Annotated in this window: 10 protein-coding genes; 4 read left to right on the forward strand and 6 right to left on the reverse strand. The window is 63.0% G+C overall.

Translation table 11 applies throughout. The features are described from left to right. Nucleotides 1-74 precede the first annotated feature (74 nt). Nucleotides 75-335, forward strand: a complete 261-nt coding sequence (locus TRD_RS05170) for a YggT family protein (RefSeq protein WP_015922067.1) — start codon at nt 75-77, stop codon at nt 333-335. On the opposite strand, the gene TRD_RS13570 is transcribed toward TRD_RS05170, so the two are convergent. Together TRD_RS13570 and TRD_RS05180 are read right to left on the reverse strand one after the other, a co-directional pair. Next, nucleotides 322-1008: a 3'-5' exonuclease gene (locus TRD_RS13570; protein WP_015922068.1), complete on the reverse strand. Its 687-nt coding sequence runs from the start codon at nt 1006-1008 to the stop codon at nt 322-324. The two genes, TRD_RS05170 and TRD_RS13570, sit on opposite strands and share 14 nt — an antisense overlap. Next, on the reverse strand, nt 1005-2912 hold the full coding sequence (locus TRD_RS05180) for a putative nucleotidyltransferase substrate binding domain-containing protein (RefSeq protein WP_015922069.1): 1908 nt from the start codon (nt 2910-2912) through the stop codon (nt 1005-1007). The genes TRD_RS13570 and TRD_RS05180 overlap by 4 nt, the downstream gene beginning before the upstream one ends. Before the next feature lie 96 nt (nt 2913-3008). On the opposite strand from TRD_RS05180, the gene TRD_RS05185 reads away from it, so the two are divergent. Genes TRD_RS05185 through TRD_RS05195 form a run of 3 tightly spaced genes read left to right on the forward strand, consistent with a single transcriptional unit; the run spans nt 3009 to nt 8285 of the window. Next, nucleotides 3009-4970: an acetate--CoA ligase gene (locus TRD_RS05185; RefSeq protein WP_015922070.1), complete on the forward strand. Its 1962-nt coding sequence runs from the start codon at nt 3009-3011 to the stop codon at nt 4968-4970. Next, nucleotides 4960-5931: a DMT family transporter gene (locus tag TRD_RS05190; RefSeq protein ID WP_169302284.1), complete on the forward strand. Its 972-nt coding sequence runs from the start codon at nt 4960-4962 to the stop codon at nt 5929-5931. The genes TRD_RS05185 and TRD_RS05190 overlap by 11 nt, the downstream gene beginning before the upstream one ends. Continuing rightward, nucleotides 5928-8285 (forward strand): penicillin acylase family protein, encoded by a 2358-nt coding sequence (locus tag TRD_RS05195; protein ID WP_015922072.1) that lies wholly within the window; start codon nt 5928-5930, stop codon nt 8283-8285. The genes TRD_RS05190 and TRD_RS05195 overlap by 4 nt, the downstream gene beginning before the upstream one ends. A 101-nt stretch (nt 8286-8386) precedes the next feature. On the opposite strand, the gene TRD_RS14835 is transcribed toward TRD_RS05195, so the two are convergent. The 4 genes from TRD_RS14835 to hemL form a co-directional block, all read right to left on the reverse strand. Next, complete coding sequence (locus TRD_RS14835) at nt 8387-9889, reverse strand: hypothetical protein (protein ID WP_041435991.1); 1503 nt, start codon at nt 9887-9889, stop codon at nt 8387-8389. Next, a complete protein-coding gene (locus tag TRD_RS14840; protein ID WP_015922074.1) occupies nt 9834-11741 on the reverse strand; it encodes a glycosyltransferase family 2 protein in 1908 nt (635 codons plus the stop codon). Before TRD_RS14840 ends, TRD_RS14835 begins: the two co-directional genes overlap by 56 nt. A gap of 137 nt (nt 11742-11878) precedes the next feature. Continuing rightward, nucleotides 11879-13093 carry a glutamyl-tRNA reductase gene (gene hemA / locus TRD_RS05210; protein WP_226980733.1) on the reverse strand — a complete coding sequence of 405 codons (1215 nt, stop codon included), beginning with the start codon at nt 13091-13093 and terminating at the stop codon, nt 11879-11881. A 2-nt stretch (nt 13094-13095) separates the two neighbouring features. Continuing rightward, entirely contained in the window at nt 13096-14382 is a 1287-nt protein-coding gene (gene hemL / locus TRD_RS05215; RefSeq protein WP_041436663.1) for a glutamate-1-semialdehyde 2,1-aminomutase, read from the reverse strand. Nucleotides 14383-14388 lie beyond the last annotated feature (6 nt).

The following is a 14388-nucleotide window of genomic DNA, read 5'->3' on the forward strand; positions in this document are numbered from 1 at the left end:
TCGCGCCGGGGCCCAGGCGCGCGCTTGGGCCCCGGCTTTCCGTCCCGGATCGTCACGGACAGTGAGGTGAGAGATTGACCCGCCAGGTCTTCGAGGTTGCGAACTGGCTGCTGGCCATCCTCATGTGGCTGCTGATCGGTCGCATTCTCCTGGATCAGCTCACTCGCGGGAAATCGACCGTCATCGGTCGACTCTTCCATCTGGCTACGGATCCTTTGCTTCGATTTTCGTCGCAACTCTTCCCGCGGTTGTCGACGATCGCGCAATCGGTCCTCTGGGTCCTCGCCTTGCTCGCCGTACGTCTCATCCTCTTCGTGGTGGCTATGCCGAGGTAATCAACCCCGCCAAGCGAAGATCGCGCAAGGTCCGCACGCCTTCAGTCGCTAGTTCCGTCAACTGCCGCTGCCAAACCAAGGCCGTCACGAACGCATCGGCCAAGGCATGATGGCGAGCTGGTGGCTCGATCTCGTATGCTGCCAGCAAGTCCTCCAAACTGAACCGCCCCCGGTCTGCCGCTGCCTCCGGCAGCGCTCCATGATGGGAGGTGAGCCAGCGTGCCACGCGACCGGTGTCCACCCAATACGTCCTCGGCCAGGAAAGCCCACAGCGCGCCGCCGCTCGCTGCAAGAACTTCCGATCGATCTCGACGCCGTGTCCCACGAGAATACTGCTCGCGCAAAAGCGCACAAACTCAGGCAAGACCTGCTCCAGTGGCGGAGCCCCTACCACATCGACCGGCCGGATTCCGTGCACGGTCACGCTCTGTCCCCAGCCCTGCCGTTGCGGTCGAATCAGCTGGTAGAACGATGCGCCGAGAAGAAGTCGCGTCCCGACCATGCGCACAGCACCCAGCGCCAGCAACTCGTCCCGCTCAGGATCGAGTCCGGTCATTTCGGCATCGAGAACGGTGTACGCGAGATTGGAAAGCGTCGCGCCGCGGCGATCCCGACCAACCCGCTCCACCAAGGCGCCCGCCAGGCGCGTGAACCAGTTCCCCTGCCCGCTCATTCGCCAGCCTGTTCGAGATGGAAGCGCTCGCGCACCACTGCTTGCGCTCGCCCGACGACGCGGAACGCCTCCTTGAGCAGCGTCCGATCGAGCGAGGAGAGCTGGCGTGGATCGACATAGTTGGATGGCTTCTCGCCGCGCTGGAGCTGCTCGAGTTGCACGCGCAGGCGGAGGCCAAGCAGAAACTCGAAGGCCTGCGCCAGATCCTCAGCGAGTTGCGGCTCGATCGCGCGGAGCTCACGGAGAGCGATCAAGCGCGCGAGCGTATTCGTCTCCTCCACGCCATACTCGAGGGCGAAGAGGCGGACCAGGTTGACGATCGCTCCCGTACCACCCAGTTTGAGGTCGAGCTGGTTCTTGTGCTCGCCGCTCCGCTCGACGACGAAGCGTCCCAGAAAGCCTACTGGAGGCGGGTGAGACGTGGAGACAGCGCCGACGTGAAAGAGGAAACGTGGGCTATGGGCGAGTTCCTGACGCACGAAATCGCGCAAGCGCACCGCGAGCCCCATTTCACCGTGTACGCCCCGAAAATCGAAGACGATGAGCGAGTTCAGCACCGACTGCGGCTCCGGTATAGCCATCCAACGCTGAAACTTGCGCATCCAAGCACTCAATGGTTGAACCCACTCGGGATTGTCAGCGGAAAAGCGGCCCGGACAGGGTGGGAAGCCGAGCGCGACCAGTCGCTCTACTGCCCACTGGCCGAGACGCTCGAAATACCGGCGCACCAGCTCTTCTTCCCCTGTAGGTGGATCCGCGTAGAGGATGCCGTTATCCTGATCGGTGCGGATTGTCTGCTCGCGACGTCCCTCGCTACCGTAAACCAGCCAACAGTACGGGACGGGCGGTGGCCCGAGCTCCTGCTCGAGCAGTCCGAGCACGCGTGCAACGACCCGATCGTTGATCTCGCTCACCAGCTGGGCGATCTCCGAGGCACGGATACCGCGCGACAAGAGAAACGGGATCAGCTGGCGTTGGGCTTGCTCCAGGACCAACGCCAAGCGTTCCGTATGCGTTTCCCGTTCGATCGCCCGCGCCAAGAACAACGGACTCGTACCTTGTTGGACGAGGAGATCGAAAGCGGTCAGCATCCCGAACGGTTTGCCTTCTTCGGTCACGACGAGATGGTTGATCCGACGAGCGATCAGGAGTCGCACCGCTTCCAGCAGCAGACGATCGGCATCGATCGTCACCAGGGGCGAACTCATCACCTCATGGACCGGGGTGTCCAGCGATCGCCCCGCTGCGATCACGCGCTCCCGGAGATCCCAATCGGTGAGGATCCCGAGTCCGCTACCCTGTTCGTCCACGACGACGATGGAGTTCACCCGTTCGACACTCATCCGCTGCGCTGCCTCGCGAACCGTGATGTCCGGTAGGCAGGTCAAAAGCGGCTGGCGAGCTACCGTGCGGCAGGGAGCCGAGAGCATGAACGCACCGTCCCCACCTGGCTCTTGGTGCTGTAACGCTCGCAGGCTCGCCTGCACCCACTCCCGCAGCGCACCAACGAAGAACCGAGCGACTGCTGGCTCGGTCGCGATCAGCTCCTCGATCGTGGAACGGGGAATCGCATAACAAACGGTGTCCTCAACAGCCACGTCATCGAGCTGGCCGTGTGTCCCGTCGACGGACGAGAGAACCCCAACGAGGTCCCCTTCGGAGGCGACCTCGAAGACTATTTCCTCACCGGTCGCAGAGCGGAGCGCTTTCTTCACGCCGCCGCGCACGACGACCCAGAGATACTCCGGAGGAGTTCCTCCACGGCGGATGATCGTCGTACCGCGGGGAAAATAATGGACTTCAACCCGCTTGGACAATTGGCGAAGCCGCTCCTCGCTTAGGAACTGGAAGGGCGGGACGCGGCGCAAGAATTCCACGACACTTCCCAGAACGACGTCGTCCACCCTGGCACCTCACGGTCTCGACAGGTTTCCTTGGGACGCATTATACTGGCCTTACCAGTAGGTGATCGGAAAGCCCCCGCTCGAGGAGGTGCCGGTATGGAGGTCGTGAATCCGATCGTGGCGCGGTGGCGCAAAGAGGGTTTGGAAGACCCCGTCAGCTTCTGGGCGCGCGCTGCCGAGCAAGCCTTCTGGTTCCGCACGTGGGACGATCCGTTCGTCTGGGAACCACCGACCTTCCGGTGGTTCGTCGGTGGTCTCACCAATTTGAGCTATGCCGCCTTGGATCGACACGTGTCGGCTGGTCAGGGCGGACGGGCAGCCCTCATCGCCGAGACCGAGTGGGGCGAACGGCGCACCTTCACCTATGCCCAGTTGTGGCGATTCGTCCGCCGCTTGGCTGCATCACTCCGTGGCCTCGGTATTCGTCGCGGCGACCGGATCGGTATTTACATGCCCACTTGTCCGGAAGCGATCGCGCTCATGCTGGCCGCCACCCGGATCGGGGCTATCCATATCGTCGTCTTCGCTGGTTTCGGAGCTGGAGCGTTAGCTGATCGTCTCTCTATGGCCGGTGCTCGGGCTGTGTTCACCGCTGACGTCACCTGGCGGCGCGGGCGCGAAGTGCGGCTCAAGGAGATCGTGGATCAGGCGTTGGCGAGCGGGATCCCAAGTGTCGAGCACGTCGTTGTCCTCCGACGGGGGCCCAACGAGCCACCGATGACGCCTGGGCGCGATCTCTGGTGGGACGATTTTGTGGCGCTCGGGAACGGGCAAGACGATCGTTACGAGGTGATGGAGTCCAATGAGCCAGCGTTCATACTGGCGACTTCTGGGACGACCGCGAAGCCCAAACTGGCCATCCACACCCATGGACCATATCAAGTCGGTATCACCAGCACCGGGCGCTGGTGCCATGGTCTGCGCGCCGGTGACGTTTGGTGGGCGACCTCCGATATCGGCTGGATCGTCGGTCACAGCTACATCGTCTACGCGCCGCTCTTGCTCGGCGCGACGACGATCGCCTTCGAGGGAGCTCTCGATCATCCCTCTCCGGAAACCCCCTATCGGATCATCGAAGAGAACGGAGTGACCGGCATCTTCACCTCGCCGACAGCGGTTCGGCTGCTCATGAAGTACGGAACCGAGCCAGCCCGTCGCTACGACCTCAGCTCGGTCGAACGCATCGTCTGCGCTGGAGAAGTGCTCAATCCTCCGGCCTGGGAATGGCTCCAGAAAGATGTGTTCCAAAATCGTATTCCGGTGATCGACCACTGGTGGCAGACAGAAACGGGTGGACCAGTGGTCGGGAACCCCTACGGCATCGCTCTGCTTCCCATCAAACCAGGATCGGCCAGCCTGCCACTTCCCGGTATGGATGTCGCGGTGGTTCGCCCCGAAGATGGGACGCCTTGCCAACCGGGGGAGCGAGGCGTCGTCGTCATCCGCCGGCCCTTCCCTGGTCTGACGCCCGGTCTGTGGGGCGAGCCGGAACGCTATGCCCGTGACTACTGGCAGCGCATCCCAGGCCTCTACTTCACGGGCGACGCCGCATCGGTCGATGAGGACGGGTATCTCTGGTTCGCCGGGCGAGCCGACGAGATCATCAAGATCGCCGATCACCGTATCGGCACTATCGAGGTGGAGAGTGCCTTCTTGCGTCACCCGGCCGTCGCTGAGGCCGGGGTGACGGGTCGCCCCGATCCGTTGCGCGGCGAGGTGATCAGCGCCTTCATCACCCTCAAGCAGGGGTATCAGCCGACTCCTGAACTCGAGCGCGAACTCATCGAAACGGTCCGTCGCGAACTCGGACCAGTCGCGGTGATCGGCGAACTCAATTTTGTCCGTGCACTTCCGAAGACGCGGAGCGGTAAGATCATGCGGCGGGTCCTCAAGGCAGTGATCTTGGACCGCGATCCGGGCGATATCTCGACGATCGAAGAAGAGGGCAGTGTCGAAGAAGCCCGCGCCGCTTGGCTCCAGCTCAAGGAAATGCTCCGCGTCGGCGTCTATCTCGAACAGCCCCAACCGACCGGCGTCGATGCGTCCGGTGGCAACTAGATCGGGCTTTGACGACAAAGCGGTTTCACAGCGCCGTGCCTTCATCGGAGGGGCCTTCGTCAGGGCTCCTCTTTGGGTCTTGGCTGCCGCTGTCCTGTGGGGCACGACCGGGACCACACTGGCGCTCGCTCCGCCGGAAACCGACCCGCTCGTACTGGGTGCGCTGCGCCTCGCGCTCAGCGGCCCGCTCCTCCTCGCGACGAGCCAGTTCTCGCGCGCCCAGTTGCTCTCCGCCTGGCGTTCCGTAGCGGTCGCCAGTTTGGCAGTCGCTGCCTATCAGCCGACCTTTTTCCTCGGCGTGCGGGCCAACGGAGTCGCGATCGGAACGCTGATCGCCATCGGCAGTGCTCCACTCCTCGCCGCAGCGCTGGAAATGCTCACCGAGCGGCGACCTCCATCGCTGCGCTGGCTCTTCGCCACCGTCCTCGCTCTGCTCGGGCTCGGTCTGCTGCTTCATCCGGGAGGGACGCTACCACCCACGCCGACAGGAACGCTGGCGAGTCTTGCCGCTGGAGCGTCCTATGCGTTCTTCGTTTTCGCCACACGGCGGGCCGTCCGCGCTGGTCTGGCTGCGCAGCAGGTCATCGCCTGCTCGTTCGTCGCCGCAGCCGCTCTCCTCATTCCGCTCCTGTTCTGGCGGCCAGTGGGCTGGCTGTCTGCTCCGGGTGGATTGCTCGCCGCATTGTATTTGGGTATCGTCGCCACCGCACTGTCCTATCGCCTCTTCGCCCGCGGGGTAGCCGGTACCAGTGCTGCCACCCTCGCCACACTGTCGCTCGCCGAACCGCTCACTGCGACGTTGCTCGCTGTTTTCGTGATTGGGGAGGACCTCACGAGCCAGCAACGTATCGGCGTCACGAGTCTCGTCGCCGGACTCAGCCTTGTCGCACTCGGCGAGCAGATGCACCAGCGAGGGGCTTCCACTACTCCATTCGATCCAGTGCGAGAGGAGCGAGCATGATGACGGCTGTGAGCGGTGTCGCTTCTGGTCACATCCTCGCCAGACTCCTTCTCCGACCGATCCTGAGTCTTCTTTCGCCCATCACGCGTGGGCAATTGGAGCTTCCGGGACTCGAACGTCGAGTCAGCATCGTACGAGATCGCTGGGGTATCCCGCACGTGCGAGCCGCCACGAGTCACGATGCGTGGTTCGCACTCGGATTCTGTCAAGTCCAAGACAGGACGTTCCAACTCGAGTTTCTCCGACGCCTCGTGCGTGGAGAATTGGCCGCTTTGGTGGGACCCGCTGGCCTGCCCTTCGATCGTCTCGCTCGTCGCGTCGGCTTTCGCCGTGCGTCACTGCGCCAGCTTCCCACTATTGCCGGTGACGTTCGCGATCAGGTCGAGGCCTTCCTCGCTGGCATGCGTGCCGGGCTCGAATATGGTCTACGGGTGCGCCCGATCGAATTCCTCTTCCTCCGAGCGGACCCGCGCCCCTGGGACGCAGCCGATGTCCTTGCGCTCGTCAAGTTCCTCTCCTTCGTTCTCGCCTCGAACTGGACGTCCGAACTCGTCCGCCTGCGCGTGCTTCTCGAGGATGGCGCAGAATCCCTCCGAGCACTCGATCCCGCAGGTGCCGACGTCATTGACCTACCAGCATTTCCTACAGAACTTCGCAGCGAGTGGGTCGAGCACGTTTCGGCTGAACTCAATCGATTACGAAGCTTCGGCAGCACGGCTGCTTCCAACAATTGGGTGGTCGCTGGATCGCGCACGCAGAGCGGGCGTCCACTGCTCGCCAACGATCCGCACTGGTCACCCCTCCTGCCCTCGTTTTGGTACTTGGCGCACCTTTCCACCCCGGAATGGTCGATTGCTGGCGCGACGCTCATCGGGACGCCTGCTTTCCTCGCTGGTCATAATGGCTACGCCGCATGGGGCGTGACAGCCGGATTGAGCGACAACACCGATCTCGCCATCGAAATGGTCGGGCCCGACGGACGCTCCGTCCGCGAGAAAGACGACTTCGTTCCCTGCCGCGTTCACCAAGAGTCGATCGCGGTTCGCGGGCATGGCACGGTTAACGACCTCGTGCTGGAGACCCGCCGCGGCCCGATCGTCAGCCCTGTCCTGCGCGGAGTGCCCTGGGCGGTATCCCTGCGTGCCGTCTGGCTCGATCCGCTGCCGGTTCGCGGTCTGCTCTCCATGCACCGAGCTCGCTCGTTCGATGACTGTCGCGCTTTTTTCGCTGACTGGCCACACCTCCCCCTGAATGTCGTCTACGCTGACTGTTCGAACCAGATCGGCTGGCTTCTCGCAGGCACCGTTCCGCAGCGTCGTTGCTCAACTGGACTGTTCCCTCTCTTGGGCTGGGAGAATCCCGACCCATGGATCGGCTACGTGTCCCCCGATCGGATGCCCTGCCGCGTCGATCCGCCGGAGGGATTCTTGGCTACCGCCAACAACCGACCGACGCTTCCTGACAACGCGCCGTGGCTCGGCGTTGACTATCTCGATTCCTACCGGATCGCACGGGTCACTGAGGTGCTCGGTAGCCGCACCGACTGGAGGATCGAAGACATGCTGGTCCTCCAACTCGATACAGCTTCGCTTTCCTGGCGCGAGCTGCGGGATATCGTGCTCGCCGTCGAGCCGACGACCTCACGCCTCCAGCGAGCGCTTCAGCTCCTGCGGGAGTGGAACGGGACCGTCGATGCCGCCGATCCTGCCGCGACCGTGTTCGAAATCTTCGTCCATCGTCTGGCACAGGAGTTGGCCAGAGCATATGCCCCGCGGAGCTGGCGCTGGGTCATCGGCGCTGGATTCCATGATCTCGTCGATGGAACAAGCTGGGGTGTTCGACGCATCGCCCATCTGGTTCGAGCCTTGCACGACAGTTCACCCCCACCCCGGTGCGGATCATGGCCAGCGATGATCACTGAGGTCCTCGAGCAGGTGATCGAGGAATTGGAGCGTGTCGCTGGTGACGAGGTCGCCGACTGGGCTTGGGGGAAAGTGCGCCCCCTCCATCTCCGGCACCCGCTGGGAGCAGTCGGAGGACTCCGCTGGCTCTTCGATCGTGGCCCTTTCCCGATCGGCGGTGACGAGAACACCGTGAATCCGGGAGGAGTTTCCGCTCACGATCCCCTCGGTCCGGTCCAATTCATCGCCTCACTCCGGTTCGTCGTCGAAGTCGGTTCCTGGGATCGCGCACGCGTCTCTCTGCCTGGCGGACAATCAGGCCATCCGTTCTCGTTCCACTACGACGATCTGCTCGCCTACTGGCTCCGCGGCGAGACGATACCCTTCGTCTGGAGCGAGGACGCCATTGCACGTGTCGCGCGCGACCACCTGGTGCTCGTACCGGCTCGCTGAGGGAAGTGCGACTGGGTATGCAAGACGCCCCGGTCACCGCTCGAGAACAGCGAGCAGGAGCGAAGGACACGAAGCTGAACGCGTCGCAACGACTGCTCGGCTCAGTGCAGGAGACTCGGCTGATCGATCCGCCGGTAGAGTTTCCATGATCCCTGCTGTCCGTCGACCACGAAGCCGTCCGGCGGACCGTCTGCAAACCGCTCGCTGACCAGATCGCGACCGAGCGGCTCCTGCGTCACGAGGATGTACCCGACAGAGCGGGCCGGCTCGGCAAGCGCCGCCCCGAAGGACGCATCGGCCGGCAGCAGGAACGGTCGGGCTGTCTCCGCACGCGCGATGATGCGATAGGCACTCCGATCATCGGCCAGAATCGAATACGGTGGAGCCGCTCGCAAACGCTGGCCGAGCTCCCGTTCGTCCTGATCGCTCGCTCGCGGGATACCGTTGACGAGAACCTGCTGCCACTGCCGAACTTCGCCTGCATGCTGCAGCAACACCGCCGTGGTCGCACCTTGTCCGAGCGCGAGCGCGACGATGACGGGTCCCACCCAGCGCGGCAAACGTTCCGGCAGCGCGATCAGCGCAAGGACGGTATAGGTTGCAAGGACGAGCGGCAACGGATAGGCGAACCCGAAAAACCGCAACAGACTGGGAACGAACGCGAGAACGGCGAGTGGTACGAGGCGTCGGGGCGCCCGCCAGAGATTGGCAGCGAACACTCCGAGGAGCAGCGGCTGCATGATGAGTTCGCGGCCGAACTCCGCGAGCCAACCCCAGCGTTCCGCCAGCGGCACTCCCCACCGCTCTGGATCGATCACTGCAGCGGCCGGGTCCGTCAGATACATCATCGGGTTACCGGTGAAAACCCAGTTGATGTAGGTCCAGCTCGCCACAGCCCAGAGAGCGGGGAAAGCCGTCACCAGCATCTGGCTCAGGGTAGCCCATTCCCCGCCCTGCCCCGTGCTCGCTTCCGACCGGCGAAAGAGCGGTACCAGACTCGCCAGCGCGAGCGCATAGACGAGTGCATAGAAGTTGGCGTAAAAGGCGAGTCCGAGTATCAGGCCTGCCACGAAACCGCTGAAGGTGTGGCCATGACGAACGAAATTGATGTAATAGTGCCAGGCCACGACGATCAGGTGCAGCGCCAGCATGTCCGGATACGCCTGCGTCGCGAGAAAGACGTTCGAAGGAATCACGACGACCGCAGCCAGCAGGAGCATCCGCCAAAGGCGAGCCAATCCAACTCGTTCCAAGTCGTACCAGACGAGCCAGGCAGTCGCCCCTGCCGCAATACTCGCCAGCACGCTCGGAAGCCACGGCCGCGGGAACACGAGCACCAGCAAGAACGGCAGCGGCGGATACAGGAAACCGATGACCTCCAAGCGCAAACGGTCGGCTGCCAGCAAGGCCTTCGCGGTGACGTGCGCGTGCGCATTCGTCAAAAATCCGTACCGATACGTCACCAGCGCGAGCGCCAGGAAAGGAAGACTGAAAAGGGCGACGCGCAGGAGATGAGCGCGCCAGCTCAAATCGACGAGACGGAGCTCGTCACTCGGCGGCGACGCTGGCTGCGGAACCGGTTTCGAGATAACGGCTGAGGCCATGACGCGTCTTCTCCCAGTAGAAGGGCTTCGTGATCAATTGCCAGACCGCCTTGTAGGATGCGATCGAGTGCAGGATCCAATAGAAGGGGTTGAGCAGCGCGAAGGGGATGAGCTGGTAGCGACGTCGCTTGAACCCGGCGAGCATGCCGAGATAGATCATCACACCGTTCCCGATCAGGAGATTGAACAGGCTGATATACAGCACGACCGGTGGGAACAAGATATCGAATGCGTGGGTACGCGTCACGATCCACGTGAGCGTCAACGACCAGAGCGGAATGAGCGAGAGAAAGGCAAAGGGCGCGCCACCGATCAGCAACACGAAGCCGAACGTATTGCGGATGCCAGCTGTGCGGACGAGGCGCAGCGGATGGCGGGTGTGCACGAGAACCGTCTGCAGGTAGCCCTTGATCCAGCGCGAGCGCTGGCGGATCCAATTGCCGACGTGGTTATTCGCTTCCTCCCAGGTTGTAGAGTTGATCACCCCAACTCGGTAACCGCGGGCCGCTGCCCGGATACCCAGATCAGCATCCTCGGTCACATTGAACGGATCCCACCCACCGAGTTCCCGGAGGCGACCCACCCGAAAATGGTTGCTCGTCCCACCGAGCGGAATCGGCAAGCGCAAGCGATCCAGACCAGTCAGAACGTAGTCGAACCAATACGAGTACTCGAGCGTGAACATGCGGGTGAGCAGATTCTCGGTCGCGTTGTAATAGTTCAGCGCTGCCTGAACACAGACGAGGTCCGGTGATCCTTTGCGGAAGGCCAAGATCGCCTTCTTGAGCTGATCTGGTTCCGGGCGATCTTCCGCGTCGTAGATCGTGAGGAACTCACCGCGAGCGAAGAGCAAGCCGACATTGCACGCTTTCGGCTTCGTTTTGGGAAGCCCGTTGGGGACGACGATGAAGGTTACCGTCTCCGGTGGCCGTGCCGCCTTGGCCGCAGCCAATGTCTCCTCGTCGTCCTCTTCGATCAAGAGCAAGATTTCGAGTTTGCTCGCCGGGTAGTCCAGGTTGCGGAGATTCTCGATGAGATGCGGCACGACGTTGGCTTCGCGATAGACCGGCACGAGCACGGTGTACATCGGAAGTTCGTCGTCGCGTAGTGCCTGCACCTCTTCCGGGGAGATCGCCTGCACGTGCTCGTGCTTCGCTCCGGCCATGGCCACCACGAAATGAAAGAGCACGAAAACGAAGAGCACACTATTGACGAGCGCTGAAGCGATGACCGCAGTGCGTGTCGGCACCATGAGTAATCCGGCCGCGACCAGGATCAACAGGAGCGCGAGCGCGACCTTCTGCCACCGGACGAGTACCTGCCGCGCACTCTCGTCCGGACTTCGGTAGTACAGGCCCAAGGCTGCCCGATCCAGCACGAGATCACGAAAGATTGTTCGGATGGCGTAGTCGATATCCCATTCGCTCGTGACGAGCGGTCGTACCGTGACCGACCCCAGAACGGATCGGATGTACTCCTCGAGTTCGGCTCCGGGTGGCTCAGCTGTCGCCACGAATACCTCGTTGCCGACGCGCCGCACCGGGAAGCACCGTCGTTGCACGAGCGCCTCGGGGTCGAAAAGTCGCGCCAGTCGAGCATCCAGCGGCTCGCGTAAAAGATCGACGTATGGATGTCCCCAGAGTTCAGCCAGCACCTGGTAGAGCTGCTGTCGCTTGACCAAACCGAGTGCGATCAGAATGCGGCCGATCCGGTCACCCGTCCGGCGCTGGTACTCGAGCGCTCGTTCCAGGTCTTCCGGACGCAAGAGTCCTCGAGAAACCAGCGCCTCACCGATCCGCTCCCGCGAGCGGGTCACCTGCGGCTGGCACGGTCGGTACGTACGAACCAGCATCGAGTCTCCTCGTCACGACCACGAGAAACAGTTCACTCACCGGCAATCATCGACAGAGCGACGAGGGTCGCCGAGAGACCCCCGTCCTCATCGTGTCTGGTCGGTTATCCTACCGGGGAGCAGGAAAAGCGGGCTAGTCAGCGGTCATAGGCGAGCAGACGCAAGGCCAGCGCGACTCGCTGAGGTTCCGACTCGAGCGCTCGGAAAAGAGGAAATAATGTCTTGCGAGCCATGCTCGCCGCCGCCACACGTTTCACCTCGCCAGTCCGTGCAGGATCGCGAAGAGCCAACCGCAACACCTTCTCGAGTTCGCGCTCCAACATCGACTGGAGCGTTTCATGCGCGGCACGGATCTCCGCGGCTATCGAGCGGGCCTCCAACCAACGAAGATAGCGCTGTACAGCGCGTTCGACGTACGGCTCGACCGCTACGCCATCCCATGCCGCGACAGGAACGGGATCAGCTGGAAGATCGTCGATCGTCACCACCCGAATCCCAGGCACGTCGCTGATGGCTGGATCGACATTGCGTGGCACGGCGAGATCGACCAGTAGGCGTGGGAGGCGAGCATGGCGAGTGACGTGCTCCAGTCGAACGATCGGTTCCGGCGCATTCGTCGCGACAAAAACGACATCCGCTTCGGTGACGAGTCGAGGCCACTCGCTCCAGTCGACAATCCGCACAGGTTCCTCAGATGGGATCTGGGCGAGTCGCCCCGGTGACCGATTGGTCCACCACACCACTGCCGGCTGGCAACGGCACAATGCAGCGATGACGTCTCGACCAGTTTCGCCTGCTCCCAGCACGAGAACCCGTGCCGACTGGAGATCACTGCAGAGCCGCGCTGCCTCGCGCACCGCCACGCGCGCGAGCGACCGCTTGCCGGTCGACCAGCCGGCACGAACCCGGACCATTCGCCCCGTTGCCAGACTGCAAGAGAACAGCCGGTCGAGGATTGGGCCGAGCGTTCCCGCTGCCCGAGCGAGATCCCGCGCACGACGTACCTGTCCGAGGATCTGCGGCTCACCGACGACCCGCGAGTCGAGCCCAGCAGCGACACAAAACGCATGACGAACCGCCTCTGCGCCGCTACGCTGCAAGACCCAACGCTCGAGTTCCTCGACCGTCAGTCCACCCAGTTCAGCCAACCATTCCACTCCTCGATGGGCAGTTTCCTCGCCGTCGAGCCAATAAACCTCGGTACGGTGACACGTGACCAGGAGCACGATTTCAGGCACCTGGTTTCCCCAGCGCTGGAGCCATTGGCACTGCTGCTCTACCGGCAAACTCAATCGCTCGCGGATCGTGACCGGCGCTGTTCGATGCGTTACAGCGACCACGGAAAGCGTCATCGTCACCCCCGTGCCACCTCAGCCAATGCCTTCCGCGCCGCCTCGATCGTGCGATCGATATCCTCCTCCCGGTGAGCGAGTGAGACGAACCAGGCTTCGAACTGGGAGGGCGGCAGCAGAATGCCTTGCGCACGCATGGCCCGGTGAAACGCAGCGAAGCGGGCCGTATCGCATCGCTCAGCCGTTTGCGCATCCGTGACCGGCTGCTGGCTGAAGAAAAGCGTGAGCATCGAGCCGACACGCTGGACGTGCGCCGGGAGACCAGACTCCTGGATCGTTTCCTCGAGTCCTCGCTGGAGCCAAGCAGCCAAAGTCTCCAGACGACCGTAAACCCCTGGTTCACGAGCCAGTTCGAGCGTCGCAAGTCCTGCCACCATGGAGAGTGGGTTACCCGCCAGCGTCCCCGCTTGATACACTGGACCATTCGGGGCCACCTGCTCCATGAGGTCGCGCCGGCCACCGTAGGCACCGACCGGAAGACCTCCACCGATGACCTTCCCCAAACAGGTAAGGTCTGGCAGGATACCGAACCGTTCCTGAGCCCCACCGAGTCCTAATCGAAAACCGGTGATTACTTCATCGAAGATGAGGAGTGCCCCAGCCTGCCGCGTTAACTCGCGCAGGCGCGACAAAAAGCCAGCAGCCGGTGGAACCACTCCCATGTTCCCGGCAACCGGCTCCACGATGACCGCCGCGATACGCTCACCATGCTGAGCGAACGCGTCTTCCACGGCTTCCTGATCGTTGTAGGGTAGAACGAGGGTGTCACGCGCAGTCCCTTCCGTGACGCCGGGCGTCCCTGGCAATCCGAATGTCAGAACGCCTGAACCGGCAGCGACCAGCAAGCCGTCGACATGGCCGTGATAGCAGCCGGCGAACTTCACGACGAGATTCCGGCCGGTGACCGCCCGAGCCAGGCGAATCGCGCTCATCGTCGCTTCCGTTCCCGAATTGACGAAGCGTACGAGCTCGATCGCGGGAACGGACGCGACGATCGCCCGTGCCAACTCCACCTCGTACGGCGACAAAAGACCGAAACTCGTCCCCCGCTGGATGGCTTCCGAAAGACGATCGACGACATGCGGATGGGCGTGCCCGGCGAGCAGAGCACCCCACGAGCAGATGTAATCGAGGAATCGCCGTCCGTCCGCATCGATGAGGTAGGCACCCTCACCGCGCACTGCGACGACCGGTTCCTCACCGACTGCCCGAAAAGCTCGCACTGGGCTGTTCACTCCACCTGGAAAGAATTGCCGAGCAGCGTCCCAGAGAGAACCGGAATTTTCCATCATCAC

Origin of the sequence: Thermomicrobium roseum DSM 5159, assembly GCF_000021685.1 — a bacterium.
GTDB classification, from domain to species: domain Bacteria; phylum Chloroflexota; class Chloroflexia; order Thermomicrobiales; family Thermomicrobiaceae; genus Thermomicrobium; species Thermomicrobium roseum.

Bases quoted from the DNA above. Each gene is read 5' to 3' on its own strand.
- TRD_RS05195 (WP_015922072.1), top strand. From the start codon at position 5,928: ATGATGACGGCTGTGAGCGGTGTCGCTTCTGGTCACATCCTCGCCAGA.
- TRD_RS14835 (WP_041435991.1), bottom strand. From the start codon at position 9,889: ATGGCCTCAGCCGTTATCTCGAAACCGGTTCCGCAGCCAGCGTCGCCG.
- TRD_RS14840 (WP_015922074.1), bottom strand. From the start codon at position 11,741: ATGCTGGTTCGTACGTACCGACCGTGCCAGCCGCAGGTGACCCGCTCG.
- hemA (WP_226980733.1), bottom strand. From the start codon at position 13,093: ATGACGCTTTCCGTGGTCGCTGTAACGCATCGAACAGCGCCGGTCACG.
- TRD_RS05185 (WP_015922070.1), top strand. From the start codon at position 3,009: ATGGAGGTCGTGAATCCGATCGTGGCGCGGTGGCGCAAAGAGGGTTTG.
- TRD_RS13570 (WP_015922068.1), bottom strand. From the start codon at position 1,008: ATGAGCGGGCAGGGGAACTGGTTCACGCGCCTGGCGGGCGCCTTGGTG.
- hemL (WP_041436663.1), bottom strand. From the start codon at position 14,382: ATGGAAAATTCCGGTTCTCTCTGGGACGCTGCTCGGCAATTCTTTCCA.